Source organism: Saccharomonospora glauca K62 (assembly GCF_000243395.2).
Taxonomy (GTDB): Bacteria; Actinomycetota; Actinomycetes; order Mycobacteriales; family Pseudonocardiaceae; genus Saccharomonospora; species Saccharomonospora glauca.
The window spans coordinates 2,745,013-2,759,711 of record NZ_CM001484.1; the positions used below are offsets into that span (position 1 = coordinate 2,745,013).

11 protein-coding genes are annotated in these 14,699 nt (G+C 69.1%); 5 read left to right on the forward strand and 6 right to left on the reverse strand.

The genetic code is table 11. The features are described from left to right. Nucleotides 1-159: 159 nt before the first annotated feature. Complete coding sequence (ilvA, locus tag SACGLDRAFT_RS12790; protein WP_005465178.1) at nt 160-1,431, forward strand: threonine ammonia-lyase IlvA; 1,272 nt, start codon at nt 160-162, stop codon at nt 1,429-1,431. 3 nt (nt 1,432-1,434) lie between these two features. Here ilvA and SACGLDRAFT_RS12795 read toward each other — a convergent pair whose 3' ends face one another. Continuing rightward, on the reverse strand, nt 1,435-1,644 hold the full coding sequence (locus tag SACGLDRAFT_RS12795) for a hypervirulence associated TUDOR domain-containing protein (RefSeq protein WP_005465179.1): 210 nt from the start codon (nt 1,642-1,644) through the stop codon (nt 1,435-1,437). A gap of 51 nt (nt 1,645-1,695) precedes the next feature. Then, nucleotides 1,696-2,304, reverse strand: coding sequence for a TetR/AcrR family transcriptional regulator (locus SACGLDRAFT_RS12800; RefSeq protein ID WP_040919013.1), 609 nt, complete (start codon nt 2,302-2,304; stop codon nt 1,696-1,698). 145 nt (nt 2,305-2,449) lie between these two features. On the opposite strand from SACGLDRAFT_RS12800, the gene SACGLDRAFT_RS12805 reads away from it, so the two are divergent. Beyond that, the gene (locus tag SACGLDRAFT_RS12805) at nt 2,450-4,042 is read left to right on the forward strand and encodes an MDR family MFS transporter (protein WP_005465181.1); all 1,593 of its coding nucleotides are present in this window, start codon (nt 2,450-2,452) and stop codon (nt 4,040-4,042) included. 612 nt (nt 4,043-4,654) lie between these two features. Continuing rightward, the gene (locus SACGLDRAFT_RS12815) at nt 4,655-6,388 is read left to right on the forward strand and encodes a serine/threonine-protein kinase (RefSeq protein WP_005465182.1); all 1,734 of its coding nucleotides are present in this window, start codon (nt 4,655-4,657) and stop codon (nt 6,386-6,388) included. A gap of 18 nt (nt 6,389-6,406) precedes the next feature. On the opposite strand, the gene hisS is transcribed toward SACGLDRAFT_RS12815, so the two are convergent. The 4 genes from hisS to SACGLDRAFT_RS12835 all read right to left on the reverse strand — a co-directional run bounded on the left by hisS (nt 6,407) and on the right by SACGLDRAFT_RS12835 (nt 10,965). Next, nucleotides 6,407-7,705 carry a histidine--tRNA ligase gene (gene hisS / locus SACGLDRAFT_RS12820; protein WP_005465183.1) on the reverse strand — a complete coding sequence of 433 codons (1,299 nt, stop codon included), beginning with the start codon at nt 7,703-7,705 and terminating at the stop codon, nt 6,407-6,409. Nucleotides 7,706-7,904: 199 nt separating this feature from the next. Beyond that, entirely contained in the window at nt 7,905-8,747 is an 843-nt protein-coding gene (locus SACGLDRAFT_RS12825; RefSeq protein WP_005465184.1) for a carbohydrate ABC transporter permease, read from the reverse strand. Continuing rightward, nucleotides 8,747-9,661: a carbohydrate ABC transporter permease gene (locus tag SACGLDRAFT_RS12830; protein ID WP_005465185.1), complete on the reverse strand. Its 915-nt coding sequence runs from the start codon at nt 9,659-9,661 to the stop codon at nt 8,747-8,749. Before SACGLDRAFT_RS12830 ends, SACGLDRAFT_RS12825 begins: the two co-directional genes overlap by 1 nt. Continuing rightward, nucleotides 9,658-10,965, reverse strand: a complete 1,308-nt coding sequence (locus SACGLDRAFT_RS12835) for an ABC transporter substrate-binding protein (protein WP_005465186.1) — start codon at nt 10,963-10,965, stop codon at nt 9,658-9,660. Before SACGLDRAFT_RS12835 ends, SACGLDRAFT_RS12830 begins: the two co-directional genes overlap by 4 nt. 156 nt (nt 10,966-11,121) lie before the next feature. Here SACGLDRAFT_RS12835 and SACGLDRAFT_RS12840 point away from each other — a divergent pair, with 156 nt between their 5' ends. Continuing rightward, nucleotides 11,122-12,174 (forward strand): LacI family DNA-binding transcriptional regulator, encoded by a 1,053-nt coding sequence (locus SACGLDRAFT_RS12840; protein WP_005465190.1) that lies wholly within the window; start codon nt 11,122-11,124, stop codon nt 12,172-12,174. Further along, a complete protein-coding gene (locus SACGLDRAFT_RS12845) occupies nt 12,171-14,489 on the forward strand; it encodes a beta-xylosidase/alpha-l-arabinosidase (RefSeq protein ID WP_005465192.1) in 2,319 nt (772 codons plus the stop codon). Before SACGLDRAFT_RS12840 ends, SACGLDRAFT_RS12845 begins: the two co-directional genes overlap by 4 nt. Nucleotides 14,490-14,699 lie beyond the last annotated feature (210 nt).

Consider the following 14,699-nt stretch of genomic DNA (forward strand, 5'->3'; position numbering starts at 1 on the left):
ATCCCCCCTATCGGGTGAGCCAACGCGCGGGTAGGTACTGCACGCTCGTCGTCGATCACGCATAGTTGTCCGACCACCCTCCGGGGGCCACGACGGTGCTGCTAGCGTGAAACAGCAGGTGAGGGTGCGCACCGCCGGCAAGCTCGCAGGGAGAAGAACGTGGCCGAGCAGACAACGACGCCTCCGACCGTGACCGCGGACGACATCGAGGCGGCGGCCCGACGGCTCGCGGACGTGATCCCACCCACGCCTCTCCACCGCAACGAGCGGTTGTCCCGTCGCCACGGCCTCGACGTCTGGCTCAAACGGGAGGATCTGAACTCCGTCCGCTCCTACAAGGTTCGCGGCGCCTACAACCTGATGAGCCGTCTGCCGGAGGAGCAACGCCTCCGTGGTGTGGTCTGCGCCAGCGCCGGAAACCACGCCCAGGGTGTCGCGTACGCGGCGGCGGCCCTGGGGGTCGAGGCGCGCGTGTACCTGCCGAGGACGACACCGAAGCAGAAACGCGAACGCGTGGCCTGGCTCGGCGGCAAGCACGTCCAGGTGATCGTCGAGGGCGAGACCTACGACGACGCCGCGGCGGCGGCGCGGGCACACGCGGACGCCACGGGCGCGGTGCTCATCCCGGCGTTCGACGACCCGCACACCATCGCGGGCCAGGGCACGGTGGCCAAGGAGATCGTTGACCAGCTCGGGTACCCGCCCGACGTGGTGATCGTCCCCGTGGGAGGCGGTGGCCTGCTCGGCGGCACGTTGGCATGGCTGCGGGAGCGGTATCCCGCCGTGGACGTCGTCGGCGCGGAGCCTCGGGGCGCGACGAGCATGGCCCTGGCGTTGGAGCGAGGCGGGCCCACGCCCCTGGACACGCTCGACCCGTTCGTCGACGGCGCGGCCGTGCGCATGGTGGGCACCCACACCCACGCACTCGCCGCACGTCACGCTCCGCGGCTGATCGCCGTGCCGGAGGGACGCATCTGCGTGGAGATGCTGGATCTCTACCAGTCCGACGGGGTGATCAGCGAGCCCGCCGGTGCCCTCGCCTCGGCCGCGCTGGGGCTCGACGGTCTCGACCTCCCCGAGGGCGCCACCGTGGTGTGCGTGCTCTCCGGCGGGAACAACGACGTCAGCCGTTACGCCGAGATCGTGGAGCGCGCCCTGATCTACGAGGGCAAGAAGCACTACTTCCTGGTGGAGTTCCCCCAGGAGCCGGGGGCGCTTCGCCGGTTCCTCGACGACGTGCTCGGACCCGACGACGACATCACGCTCTTCGAGTACGTCAAGCGCAACAACCGCGAGACCGGGCCGGCGTTGGTGGGCATCGAGCTCGGCGCCGCCGAGAACCTGCCCGCGATCCTGGAACGGATGCGGCGCGCGCCCCACCGTATTCAGCGCGTCGAGCCGGACAGCCCGCTCTTTACGTTCCTGACGTGAGCCTCAGTCGACCCGGTGCAGTTTGTCCGGGTGATGCACGGCCGTTTTGCCGGTTTTCTCGCTGCGCACCAAGTACTGCGGGTGTTCCTTCGACGCCTTGACCGTGCGCCCGCCCGCCTCGGTGTCGGAGGTGATCTTTTCCTCGACGGTGCCGACCGAGCTCTGGTTGCCCGCCTCCCACCGCACGCGGTCGCCCTTTTTGAACTCCGCCATGACAGGCCTCCTTTCGTCCTCGTCGAAGGCGTACCCGCGGAGGACGCCGGGTCACGGAAATGCCCGGCCCCCTTCGAGGAGGGCCTGTTCGATGAACTCCCACACCGGCGCCGTGCCGTTGTGGTCCAGCCATGCCTGCGTGCCGACCCGCACGGCCGCGAGGAAACAGGCCGCGAGCACCCGCGCGTGGGTGGCCGACCGGCTCTCCGGCGGCAACCGGCGGTCGATCTCCACGGCGAGCGTGCGTTCGAAGGAGGCGTAGGTCGCGACCTGCTCGGCGACCAGTGCCGGGTGCGAGCGGATCACCCGCGCCTGGGTGAGCCAGTCGGGGAAGTCGCGGCGGGGGCGTCGCCGCTGGAGATCGCGCAACACCGTGTTGGCTCCTTCCCGCAGGGCCGTCCACACGGATTCGTCCTCCGGCCGCGCGGCCACGGCGTCGAGCAGCGAGTAGAGTCGCATACCGTCGCCGTGAAGCATGGCTTCTTCCTTGCTGGCGAAGTAGTTGGAGAACGTGCGACGGGAGACTCCGGCGGCGTCGGCGATGGCTTCCACTGTGACGGTGTCGTAACCGTGCGCCACGGACAACCGCATCGCCGCCTCGTGCAATGCGAGCTTTGTGGCGATTTTCTTCCGTTCCCGCAACCCGAGCACTGTCTCCACGCCCGCAATGGTAGGCCGAGACGTGATGTGTTTCTCAACGCGCAAACTTGCACAGTGGGCAAGCTCACCGGGATAGTTGCGTATGGCAACCATGTCTCGGTTGCCTTCCCTTTCCATCTTCCGTGAATCACAGCCCGGAGGCTGCGTGACTTCCTCGACCCTGTCCTCGCGACACGAGGCCGACCGCGGCAGCGTGCTCCGCCCGCTGCTCGGCCTCCTGCTCGTGCTGTTCGTCTCGATGATCAGCGCGACAGTCGTGTCCACCGCGCTTCCGAGGATCATCGGGGCGCTCAACGGTAGTCAGACCCAGTACACCTGGGTTGTCACGGCGACGTTGCTGACGGCTACCGCGTCAACTCCGATCTGGGGCAAACTCGCCGACCTCTACAGCAAGAAGGTCCTCGTCCAGGTCGCAATCAGCATCTTCCTCGTCGGCTCGCTCCTCAGCGGTTTCTCGCAGGACGCGGGCCAGCTCATCGCCGCTCGTGCGTTCCAGGGCCTCGGTGTCGGGGGCCTCCAGGCACTGGTGCAGACGATCATCGCGGCGATGATCCCGCCCAAGGAGCGCGGCCGTTACAACGGTCTGCTCGGCGCCGTCATGGCGGTCGCCACCGTGAGTGGGCCGCTGCTGGGTGGTCTCATCACCGAGACGTCCTGGATGGGCTGGCGCTGGTGCTTCTTCATCGGTGTCCCGTTCGCCGCCCTCTCCCTCATCGTCCTGCAGCGCTCCCTGCACCTGCCCGTGTTGCGGGACCGTGACGACGTCCAGGTGGACTACGTGGGAGCCACGCTTCTCGCGGCAGGGGTGAGCCTGCTGCTGATCTGGGTGACCTTCGTGGACTCCTCCTTCGACTGGGTGTCGTGGCAGACGGCGGCCATGGTGGGCGCGGCGCTCGTGATCCTCGCCGTGGCCGTGTGGTGGGAGTCGCGCGTGGCCGAGCCCGTGCTGCCGCTGGCGGTGATCAGGCAGCCCGCCCCGGCGCTGGCGATCCTGGCGAGCCTCGCGGTCGGTATGGCCATGTTCGGCGGTGCGGTGTTCCTCGGCCAGTACTTCCAGGTCAGCCGCGGGTACACCCCGACGGAGGCCGGGTTGCTGATGATCCCGATGATGCTCGGGACGCTCGTCTCCTCCACGGTGTCGGGCCTGGTCGTCAGCCGCACCGGCAAGCTCAAGGCTCAGATCGTGGCCGGCACGGTGATCCTGGTCGCGGGCTTCGGTGTGCTGTCGACGTTGAAGCACGACACGTCGCTGCTCATCGTCTTCGCCGGGCTCGCCACCATGGGTATCGGCGTCGGTATGTCGATGCAGAACCTCGTGCTCGCGGTGCAGAACACGGTCGCGCTGCGTGACGTCGGCGCCGCGAGCGCGTCGATCACGTTCTTCCGGTCGCTGGGCGGCACCATCGGCATCTCGGTGCTCGGCGCGGTGCTCGCCAACCGCGTCAGCGCCGACATCGCGAAGGGCCTGCAGGAGGCGGGGGTTCCCGCGTCCGCGTCGGGTGGGGCGAGCAACCTCAACCTGGACGCGTTGCCGGCGCCGATCCGCACGATCGTCGAGACGGCCTACGGCGACGCCACGGGTCACATCTTCCTGATCTCCACGGCCATCGCGGTGGTGGGCGTCATCGCGGCGCTGCTGCTCAAGCCCGCGCCGCTGCGCACGACCCTGGACATGGAGAAGCCAGCGGAGACGGAGCCGGCCGGGCCCGAGGAGACGGAGCCGGCCAAGCAGGACTGAGGACGCGGTCCTGCCGCGGGATCACGCCAAGGGCGTGGCCGGAGTGAGGCGGGGCAGGTGCCCGACGACATCCGGACTGTCGGCGAGCGGCCTCGCCTCGACGCGGAAGTCGCGATCACGGTCGGGGTCGTAGCGCGGCCCGATCACGCGCGGCCGCAGCGGGCGCCGAAACCATCGTGTCCCGGCGGAGTCGGGAGCGGGGTCGGCCGCCCGGTGCAGGTCGAGCAGAGCCCTTCACCCGGCCCGGCGGAAAGCCCCGCGAAGACCACCTCCGCGAAGTCCGATGGTGGGGCGGGCACCGAGAAAGGTGCCCGCCCCGCTCCCACGGTGAGCGCCGTGACGACGTAACCGGGGCCGAGCCGGGCGCGTAGCGTTCCGCCCGCGACGAGGTGAGCACAAGACCGCCCCGGTAGACGATCCGCTGTCACGTCGCGGTCCGACGGCTCGGCACGGTGCCGGCGAGTGCGGGCTCGATCCCCTCTCCGGGGGTGGTGCCGCGAGCGCACGACTTCGGACCTCCGCGCGAAATCTCTCCGCGAGCGATGCTCATCGACTAGGCTGCATCGGATCCATGAGATAATCGAGGGTATCCGTGAGATAGCTGGGGGTTTCGTGCAGCCGCTGACCGATGACGATCCCGTCCGCGTCGGCAACTACACGCTGCTGGGCCGACTGGGGTCGGGTGCGATGGGCACCGTCTATCTGGGGCGCTCCCGCAGTGGGCGGTACGTCGCCGTCAAGCTCGTCTCGTCGGGGCTTACGGAGGAGCACTCCTTCCGCGACCGGTTCCGCCACGAGGTGGCGAACATGCGCAAGGTCGGCGGTTTCTGGACCGCCGGCGTCGTGGACGCCGATCCCGACGCCCCACGACCTTGGGTAGCCACCGAGTACATCGCCGGACCCACCCTCGCGGAATACGTGCGGGAGAAAGGACCGCTGCCGGAAAGCGAGTTGTTCGGGCTCGGGGCCGCGCTCGCCGAAGCCCTCGTCTCCGTGCACGGCGCGGGCGTGGTGCACCGCGACCTCAAACCCGGCAACATCCTGATCTCCACCGACGGACCGAGGGTCATCGACTTCGGCATCTCCAGGGTGCTCGACCAGACCACCCTCACCGCTACGGGCGTCGCCATCGGCACGCCGGGGTTCATGTCGCCCGAACAGGTCGAGGCGGGCGAGGTCGGCCCCGCGAGCGACGTCTTCTCCCTCGCGGGCGTGCTGGTCTTCGCCGCGACCGGCAACGGCCCCTTCGGGGCGGGCTCACTACCCTCGATCCTCTACGCCGTCGCCCACGGCGAGCCGCGCCTCGACGGCGTTCCGCCCCGCCTGCGCGCGGTGCTCGAACCGTGTTTCGCGAAGGACCCCGCCGCGCGCCCCACGGCGGCTCAGTTGCTCGACTCGTTCACCCCGGACCGCGACCCCGTCACCATGCCGGTGGCGACGTCCGCGGGCGCTCCGCCCCCACCGAGCGTCTCCCCCGGCGCGGTGGCGGCGACGGACGAACCGCCGACCCGGCCCGTGGCGCCGCCCGCGCCTACGACCCCCGCGCGTGGCGAGAAAAACGATCAACCACTGCCCATCGAGTTCATCCTCGGCTCCACGCTCGCGGGCATTGCCGGTTACCTCTGCGCCTTCCTCCTCAACGGGGCCATCGAGGCGCCGGTACCGCAAGACAGGTTGCGCCTCACCGAGTTCGTTCCCGTGGTGCTCACGAGCCTGATCGTGTTCTTCCGGCCGTTTCGCACCGAGCGGGCGCGATTCTGGGGCTCATTCGTGCTCGGGTTCGGCTTCCCCGCTGTTCTCACCGCCTGGTGGGTGCCGTACGACAACCTGCTCTCGCCCACGGACACCATGTACGTGTTCACCGGCCATGCCCTACCACCGCTGGCGCTACTCACCATCGCCGACATCGCCATCGGACGGCGCACCACCGGGGAACCTCTCGGTGGTGTCCCGCAATTCGCGCTTCCCGTGGCGATCTGGGTCATCGACCTCTACTTCCAAGCGTATGTCGTGACCGTCTTCCTCGGCGTAATTCTTTTGTTGATCTTTCCGGCACTCGTAGCTGTGCTGCTGTTCGGGCTGCTGGCATCGCCCTCCGGGCGGAGGCGACTCGACCGGTCCGGGCTGGTAATCAGCCTCGGAATCAGCGCGCTCCCGGCCGTGCTGTACCTACTGCAAACCATCACATATGACGTCCCGCTGCACATTCCCCTTGCGAACTCCCTCCTCGCGACCCTGCCCACCGCAACGTTCGCGATTCCGTTCGTGCTGGTGCGGCGGTCCACAGTTCGCCGCGCCGCCCGCCGGGCGCGGGCGCGCATGCAGGCGCAACGCCTTCCCCGCTGAGCGGCGCGGGCGGCCTCGTCAGCTGTCGAGGTGTTCGCGTACCCGCGTGGCGACCTCGGCCACCGGCACGCGGACCTGCTCTCCGCTGGTCATGTCGCGCACGGTGACCTCGCCCGCGGCTTGTTCCTCGGGCCCGTAGATGAGCACCGTACGCGCCCGCTGGTCGTTGGCCCACTTGAGCTGCTTGCCCAGCTTGCCCGACGTTCCCAGGTAGACGCCCGTGCGCAGGCCCCGGCCGCGCAGGTCGGCGGCCATGCGCATCACGGTGTCCTCCGCGCCGAGGACCGTCAGGGCGACGTCGAGTCCCCCGGTCTTCTCCGCGTCGGCCGCCTGGACGGCGAGGATGCGTTCGAGGCCGATGGAACCGCCGCATGCGGGCAGGTCGGGGCCGCCCAGCTTGGCCACCAGCCCGTCGTAGCGCCCACCCGAGGCGATGGAGCCCGGATAGCCCTCGGCCACCACCTCGAAGATCGGGCCGGTGTAGTAGTCGAGACCCCGCACCATGCGTGGCGTGAAGGCCACGCGGTCGTCGGGCAGGCCGGCCGTCAGCTGCATCAGCCGGTCGATCTCCGCCAGGCCCTCGCGTCCGCGCTCGGTGGTGTCGAGCTGCTTGCGCACGCGGTCGGTGTCGGCGGCGGTCACATCGCCCACCAGTTCCTCGGCGACGCGGGTGTCCAGGCCCCGCTCGACGAGTTCGGCCACGACCGCCGAGGCGTCGAGCTTGTCCAGTTTGTCCAGCGTGCCGAGCACGGCCGTGCCGCGTTCCTCGGGAATGCCGTAGGCCTCCAGCAGGCCGTGCAGTGCCTTCCGGCTGTTCACCAACATCCGGAAGTCGGTGACGCCCAGCGCCGTGAGTCCGTCGTGGATCGCCCACAGGATCTCGGCGTCGGCCAGCGGTGAGGCCGACCCCACCGTGTCGATGTCGCACTGGGTGAATTCCCGGAACCGTCCCTTCGCGGGCCGGTCGGCCCGCCACACCGGCCCGATCGCGTAGCGCTTGTAGGGCGAGGGCAGTTGACTGCCGTACGTGCCCACCACGCGGGCCAGGGGAACGGTGTGGTCGTAGCGCAGCGCGAGGTCGGCCTCGCCCGTCGCCTCGTGCACACCACGCTTGAGGATCTTGAAGATCAGCGCGCTGGCCTCGTCGCCGAGCTTGCCCGCGAAGACTTCGAGCCGCTCGAACGCCGGGGTCTCCAGCGGGTCGAACCCGTAATGCTCGAACACGCCCGACACCGTGTCGAACGCGGCCTTGCGGCGACGCACGTCGTCCGCGAGGAAGTCTCGGGTTCCTGAGGGTGGCTCGGCGGCCTTCGCCATGTTGTCGTTTCCTCCGCTGTCGTCGACTCGGCGCCCATTGTCCCGCGTCGGCCACCGCGCGGCTCGCCACCCCTTACGTGCGTGTCACCGAGCCCGACCGTATAGGTCGTTATACATGCGTATGGGCGCGCGACCCCGATGCGATCCGGCCGACCGTGTCACGATCGCGACACGGTCGGCCGGGACGAACACACCACGTTCAGCGACTGAAGCCCGCCGTCAACCCGCTGACGAGCTGGCGCCTGCCGAGGATGTACAGCGCGAGCACCGGCAGGGTCGACAGCACCACGGCCGCGAGCACGGCCGGGATGTTCACCGTGAACTGCCCCTGGAAGCTCCACAACGCCAGGGGCAGCAACCGCTGGTCGGGGCTTTGCGTGAGGATCAGCGGGAACAGGAAGCCGTTCCACACCTGGAGCGCGTCGTACACCGCCACGGTGACCACGGCGGGCCGGGTGAGCGGCAGCACCAGACTCCACACCACCCGCCAGTGCCCCGCGCCGTCAAGTCGCATGGACTCGAACAGCTCCCCCGGAACGTCCCGTAGGAAGTTCGCGAGAATCACCACGGTCAGCGGGATCGCGAACGCCGCCGACGGCAGGATGATCGCCAGCAGCGTGTCGTAGAGCTGCGCCTGGACGATGAGGTAGTAGACGGGGATGATCGTGGCCTGCAACGGGATGGCGAGCCCGAGCAGGAACGACCGGTACGTCAGGCGGGAGAATCTGGTGTCGGCCCGCACCACGTAGTACGCGGCGAGCAGCGACACGGTGACGGTGATGGCCACGGTCGCCAGCGTCACCACCACACTGTTGCCGAGGTAGCGCAGGAAGTCGTTCTCCAGCACCAGCCGGTAGCTGTCGAGCGTGGGCTCCTCCGGCGGCACCAGCGGATTGGACGAGAAGAATCCCTCCTGGTCGCGCAGGCTGGTGATCACCACGTAGTACACCGGGACGATCACCACGAGCAGCCACGCGAACCCGGCGAGTCCACCCACCACGTTGGGCCTGCGGTGGGCCCTGCTTCGGACACCGGCCGCCATCACGCCCCCTCCAACTGACTACCGCGACGGAAGCTCGCCCAGCGGGACAGCCCGAGGGCCAAGGCGAGACCGGTGACGACGAGCAGGACCGCCAGGGTGCTGGCCTTGCCCATCTCGTCACTGGAGAACCCGGTGAGGTACATGTGCAACGGCAGCATCCGCGTCGCGTCGCCGGGCCCGCCGCCGGTCAACACGAACACCAGGTCGAAGTAGGTCAACGACCCCACCGTCATCAGCGTGGACGACGTGATGATCGTGTAGCGGAGCTGCGGCAAGGTGATGTGGAAGAACTGCCGGATGGTGCCGGCGCCGTCGAGCTGCGCCGCCTCGTACAGCGACGCCGGGATCTGGCGCACGCCCGCCTGGTAGAGCAGGGTGTGGAACGGCACGAACTGCCACGCGATGACGAACACCACGACGTACAGCGCCAGGCTCTCGTCCCCGAGCCAGTCCTTGGCGAGCGACTCGGCGCCGAACGCCAGGCTCATCCCGAAGTTGGGGTCGAGCAGCGCCTTGAAGGCGATGGCGATGGCCGCCGATGACAGCAACATCGGCAGGAAGTACAGCACTCCCAGCAGCGCGCGATAGCGGCCTCGTCCGGCCACGAAGACGCCGAGCAGGAGCGAGATCGGGGTCTGCACCAGCCAGCTGAACACGATGACCTGCACCGAGAGCCAGATCGCGTTCAGGGTGGCCGGGTCGGTGAGCACGTCCGACCAGTTGGCCAGCCCCGCCCACGTCATCTCCGAGATGCCGTCCCAGTACACGAAGCTGAGCGCCACCACCCCGACCAGGGGCACCAGGGCGAATACGCCGAAGAACACCAGCGCGGGCGCCGCCATGACGGGAGAGGGCCCGCCGCGGCGGGCACCCGCACCGGAGTCGGACAGCCGTGAATCGGTCACTGTCGTCACTTCTGTTCGATCGTGGAGTCCATTGCTTCACAGAACTGTTCCGGGGACATCTGCCCGCTGAACAGCTGCTCCAGGTTCGTCAGCAGGGCGTCCGCCTGCTTCGGGGACAGCGCCTGATCCCAGGAGAGTTCGAAGTTGGGCGCCTGGGCGGCCAGGTCGTAGACGAACGAGAGGTAGTCGGGGTCATCCGTTGTGGACAGTCTCTTGTCGATGCCCTTCACCGGGGGCACGGAGCCGTTCTCCAGAAGCGTGTCGACGTAGCTGTCGCTCATGAGTCCCTCGGTGAGGTACTGCGTCGCGGCCTCCTTCTCCTTCTCGGAGGCGTCGGCGCTCACCGCCCAGTAGTTCGCCGGGTTCCCGACGATGTTGGCGGGGTCTCCCTTGCCGTCCTCGACCGTGGGGAACGTCGTGTAGCCGAGGTGACCGTCGGAGATGAACTCCGGGGCGGAGTCCTTGATGGACGGGTAGGCCCACGATCCCATGAGGTACATGGCGGCCTTGTCGGTGTAGAGCAGGGCGGCGTCGGCACCGCTGTCCGCGGCGATCGAGTTGTATCCCTTGATGAATCCGCCCGCGTCGACGAGTTCGCGGATCATCTCCCCCGCGCGCTTCACGGCCGGGTGGGACCACGCGCCGGGCTCGTTCGCCACGATGGCGTCGAACACCTCGGGGCCGCCGATGCGGTCGACCAGGTACTCCAGCCACATCAGTTGCGGCCACCTGCTCTGGCCACCGATGGCGAACGGGGCGATGCCCTCCTCCTGGAACCGGGGGACGAGATCCATGAGTTCGTCCCACGTGCTCGGAGGTTCGGCGCCGATCCGGTCGAACAGCTTCTTGTTGTAGTACAGCAGGACCGGCTGCATGCCGTTGTTGGGCAGTGCGTAGGTCTTACCGTCCACGACACCGGTGTCGAGGACCGAGGGCAGGAAACGGTCGGTGAGTTCGGTCTCGTCCTCGACCAGTTCGGAGATCGGGACGACCTTGCCCGCGTCGACCCAGTCGCGCAGCGTGCCGCCGCCCCAGCCGAAGATCAGCGTCGGTGCGCCGCCCGCACCGATGGAGGTACGGATCTTCTGCTTGTAGGCGTCGTTGGCGAAGAATTCCGCGTTGATCGCGTGGTCGGGATGGTCACTGTTCCACGACTCGAAGGAGCTGCGAATGGTCTGTTCGTCCCCGCCCGTGAGAGCCCAGGCGTTCGCTCCCGACCCACCCGGCCCGCTCGTGCCACAGGCGGCGGACAGGGTCAGGACCGCCGCCGCACCCGCTGCGAGCAGTGCCGCGCGTCTCGTACCCAGTGCCATGACGCACCTTCCTCGTCGAAGGTCCGAAACTTTTCGGAAAACTTATGGTGTGGATACGCACCCTAGAAGGGGGATACAGCAAGGTCAAGAGTCGACTTCCCACGATTTTCAGCTATAGTTGATCGAAAGTTTTCGAAAAACGAAACGGAGGTTGCGGTGCCGAGTGGTTCCAACACCCGGCGGCGAGCGACGCTGGCGATGGTGGCCGAGGCCGCGGGCGTGTCCCTCCCCACTGCGTCCAAGGTCATCAACGGCCGCGGTGACGTGGCGGCGGCAACGCGTCTCCGGGTCGAGGAGGCCGCTCGCGAACTCGGCTACGTCCCTCCGGTCGGTCGACGCAGCATAACTCCCGCACGGGTCGTGGACCTCGTGTTCGACGACCTCGTGAGCCCCTACTCGCTGGAAGTACTGCGCGGTGTCACCGAGGCGGGCGCCGAAACCGGGGTGGACGTCGTGGTCAACCGCATCCCCACGGGAAGTGGCGAACCGGCGTGGGCATCCACTCCGGAAGGTTGGGCCAACCGTCTCAAGGCCGCGGGCCGCGAGGGCATCATCATCGTCACCTCGGAGCTGACCGAGGAACAGGTGGACGCCTTCGACAAGGCCAGTCTGCCGCTCGTGGTGATCGACCCGTTGAACCTGCCGAGAACGGACGTCACGAGCGTGGGCGCCACCAACTTCTCCGGCGGGTTGTCCGCCACCGAACACCTGTTGTGCCTCGGGCACCGCAGGATCGGCTTCGCGGGTGGGCCGGTACGGGCGGCGTGCGGGCAGGCCCGCCTGCACGGCTACCGCGCGGCGTTGGAGAAGGCGGACATCTCACCGGACCCGGAGCTGACCCTGCACGGCCCCTTCAGCTACCCCGCCGGGCTGGAGATGGGCAGTCAGCTGTTGTCCGCCCCCGAACCACCCACCGCCGTCTTCGCGGCCAGCGACACCACCGCGCTGGGCGTGGTCGAGGCCGCCCGCCGACGCGGGCTGCGCGTGCCCGACGACCTCAGTGTGGTCGGGTTCGACGACACCATCCTGGCCACGCTCGCCACGCCCGCCCTGACCGTGGTCCGGCAGCCGTTGTTCGACATGGGCCGGGTCGCACTTCGCACCCTGCTCCGGCTGGCGGCGGGCGAGTCCCTGGATTCCCACCACGTCGAGCTGGCCACCCAGCTCGTCGTGCGTGACTCGACAGCACCTCGACGAGGAGAACGATGACCACCAAGCCCTGGCACGACACATCGGCCGACTCGCTGCGGCGCGCGCAGGCCCTCCTGGACGCAATGACGTTGGAGGAGAAGGTCGCGCAACTGGGCAGCGCGTGGCCCGGCAACGAGCAGCTCAACGGCAACGTCGCGCCCATGCAGGACGTCTTCTCGCAAGGTGCGGCCACGTTCGAGCAGCGTCGTCGGCACGGTCTCGGGCACATCACGCGCGCGTTCGGCACCGCGCCCATCAGCGTGGCCGACGGCACGGAACGAGTCGTGAAACTCCAGCGGGACGTCGTGGACAACACGCGGCTCGGGGTTCCCGCGATCGTCCACGAGGAGTGCCTGACCGGGTTCACCACCTACGGTGCGACGGTGTACCCGGCGCCGTTGGCGTGGGCGGCCACGTTCGATCCCGAGCTCGTCGAACGGATGGCGGCCGCGATCGGGTCGGACATGCGCGCGGTGGGTGTCCACCAGGGACTCTCGCCGGTGCTGGACGTCGTGCGCGACCACCGGTGGGGCCGGGTCGAGGAGACCCTCGGCGAGGACCCCTACCTCGTGGGCATGCTCGGCAGCGCCTACGTCCGCGGGCTGCAGAGCGAAGGCGTGATCGCCACGCTGAAGCACTTCGCCGCCTACTCCGCCTCGCGGGCCGCGCGCAACCACGCTCCGGTGTCGATCGGGCCCCGCGAGCTGCGCGACATCATCCTCCCGCCGTTCGAGATGGCGGTGCGGGACGCGGGCGCGGGCTCGGTGATGAACTCCTACGTCGACGTCGACGGCGTGCCCGCCGCCGCCGATCCCACGCTGCTCACCGGGGTCCTGCGTGACGAGTGGGGATTCGAGGGCACGGTGGTGTCGGACTACTGGGCCATCGCCTTCCTCGCGACCATGCACCGGGTCGCCGACAAGGCCGCCGACGCCGGGGCGCTCGCCCTTCGGGCGGGCATCGACGTCGAGTTGCCCGACGCCCTGTGCTACGGGGAGGAGCTGATCGAACGGGTGCGCCGCGGGGAGGTCGACGAGGCGCTGATCGACCGTGCCGCGCTGCGCGTACTCCGGCAGAAGGTCGAGCTCGGTCTGCTCGATCCCGACTGGACACCGGAGTCGGACGTGGACTCCTCGGTGAACCTGGACTCGGCGGAGCACCGCGAGCTGGCGCGCCGGATCGCCGAGCGGTCGGTGGTGCTGTTGGCCAACGACGGGGTGCTGCCGCTGGCGAGCGAACACCGCCGGGTCGCGCTCGTGGGTCCGTGCGCCGACGACGCGCTGGCCTTCCTCGGTTGCTACTCCTACCCGAACCACGTGCTGCCGCGGTACCCCGAGTTGGACCTCGGGATCGAGGTGCCGTCGCTGGCCGAGGCCCTACGCACGGAGTTGCCGGACACCGAGATCGAGCTGGTTCCGGGGTGCGCGGTCAACGACGACGACCGGTCGCACATCGCGGAGGCCGTGGCCGCCGCCGAGGGTGCCGACGTGTGCGTGGCCGTCGTGGGTGACCGGGCGGGGTTGTTCGGCGAAGGCACCTCCGGCGAGGGCTGTGACGCCCCCGACCTGCGACTGCCCGGCGTGCAGGAGGACCTGCTGGCCGCGTTGCTGACCACGAAGACCCCCGTGGTGATCGTGGTGGTCTCGGGACGCCCCTACGCGCTCGGCGAGCACGCCGACCGCGCGGCCGCCGTCGTGCAGGCGTTCATGCCCGGCGAGGAAGGCGGTGCCGCGCTCGCCTCGATCCTGTCCGGACGCACGACGCCGTCGGGACGCCTTCCGGTGCAGGTTCCCCGGCACCCCGGCGGGCAGCCGGCCACCTACCTGCACCCGCCGCTGGGCGGCAACAGCCAGGGCATCAGCAACCTCGACCCGACCCCGGCGTTCCCGTTCGGACACGGACTGTCGTACACGACGTTCGACTACGACGGCCTCACCCTCAGCGCCGAGCGAGTGCCCACCGACGGCAGCCTCGACATCAGCGTCGACGTGCGCAACAGCGGCGACCGCGCGGGCTCCGAAGTGGTCCAGCTCTACCTCGACGACGTGCAGGCCCAGGTGACGCGGCCGGTCCGGCAACTCGCCGGCTTCGCCCGCGTCGACCTGGAACCGGGTGAGACGGCACGGGTCACTTTCACCCTGCACGCCGATCGCACGAGCTTCACCGGGCGCGACCTGCGCCGCATCGTGGAGCCGGGACGGATCGACGTGTACGTGGGGCGTTCGGTGGCGGACCTGCCGTGCTCGGCGTCGTTCGAACTGACCGGTCCGGTGCGGACCGTGGGCCACGACAGGGTGCTGACCACTCCGGTGAGCGTGACCACCTCGCGCTAACGACATTCCTCCGGCGGACGGACCCGCTCGACCGCGCCGCGACTACGCTGGTGGCCGCACGCGCCCGAGCCGTTCGACGACGAGCCGACCGGGTGCGGCACGTACCGCGTTCGGGCGGTCACGGCGGGTTCGTCCGCTCGCTCCCCGCCACTCCACTGTGGTGTATCTCTCGCGCTCACCTGACCACCGTGTGAGACGACTTTCCGGGCT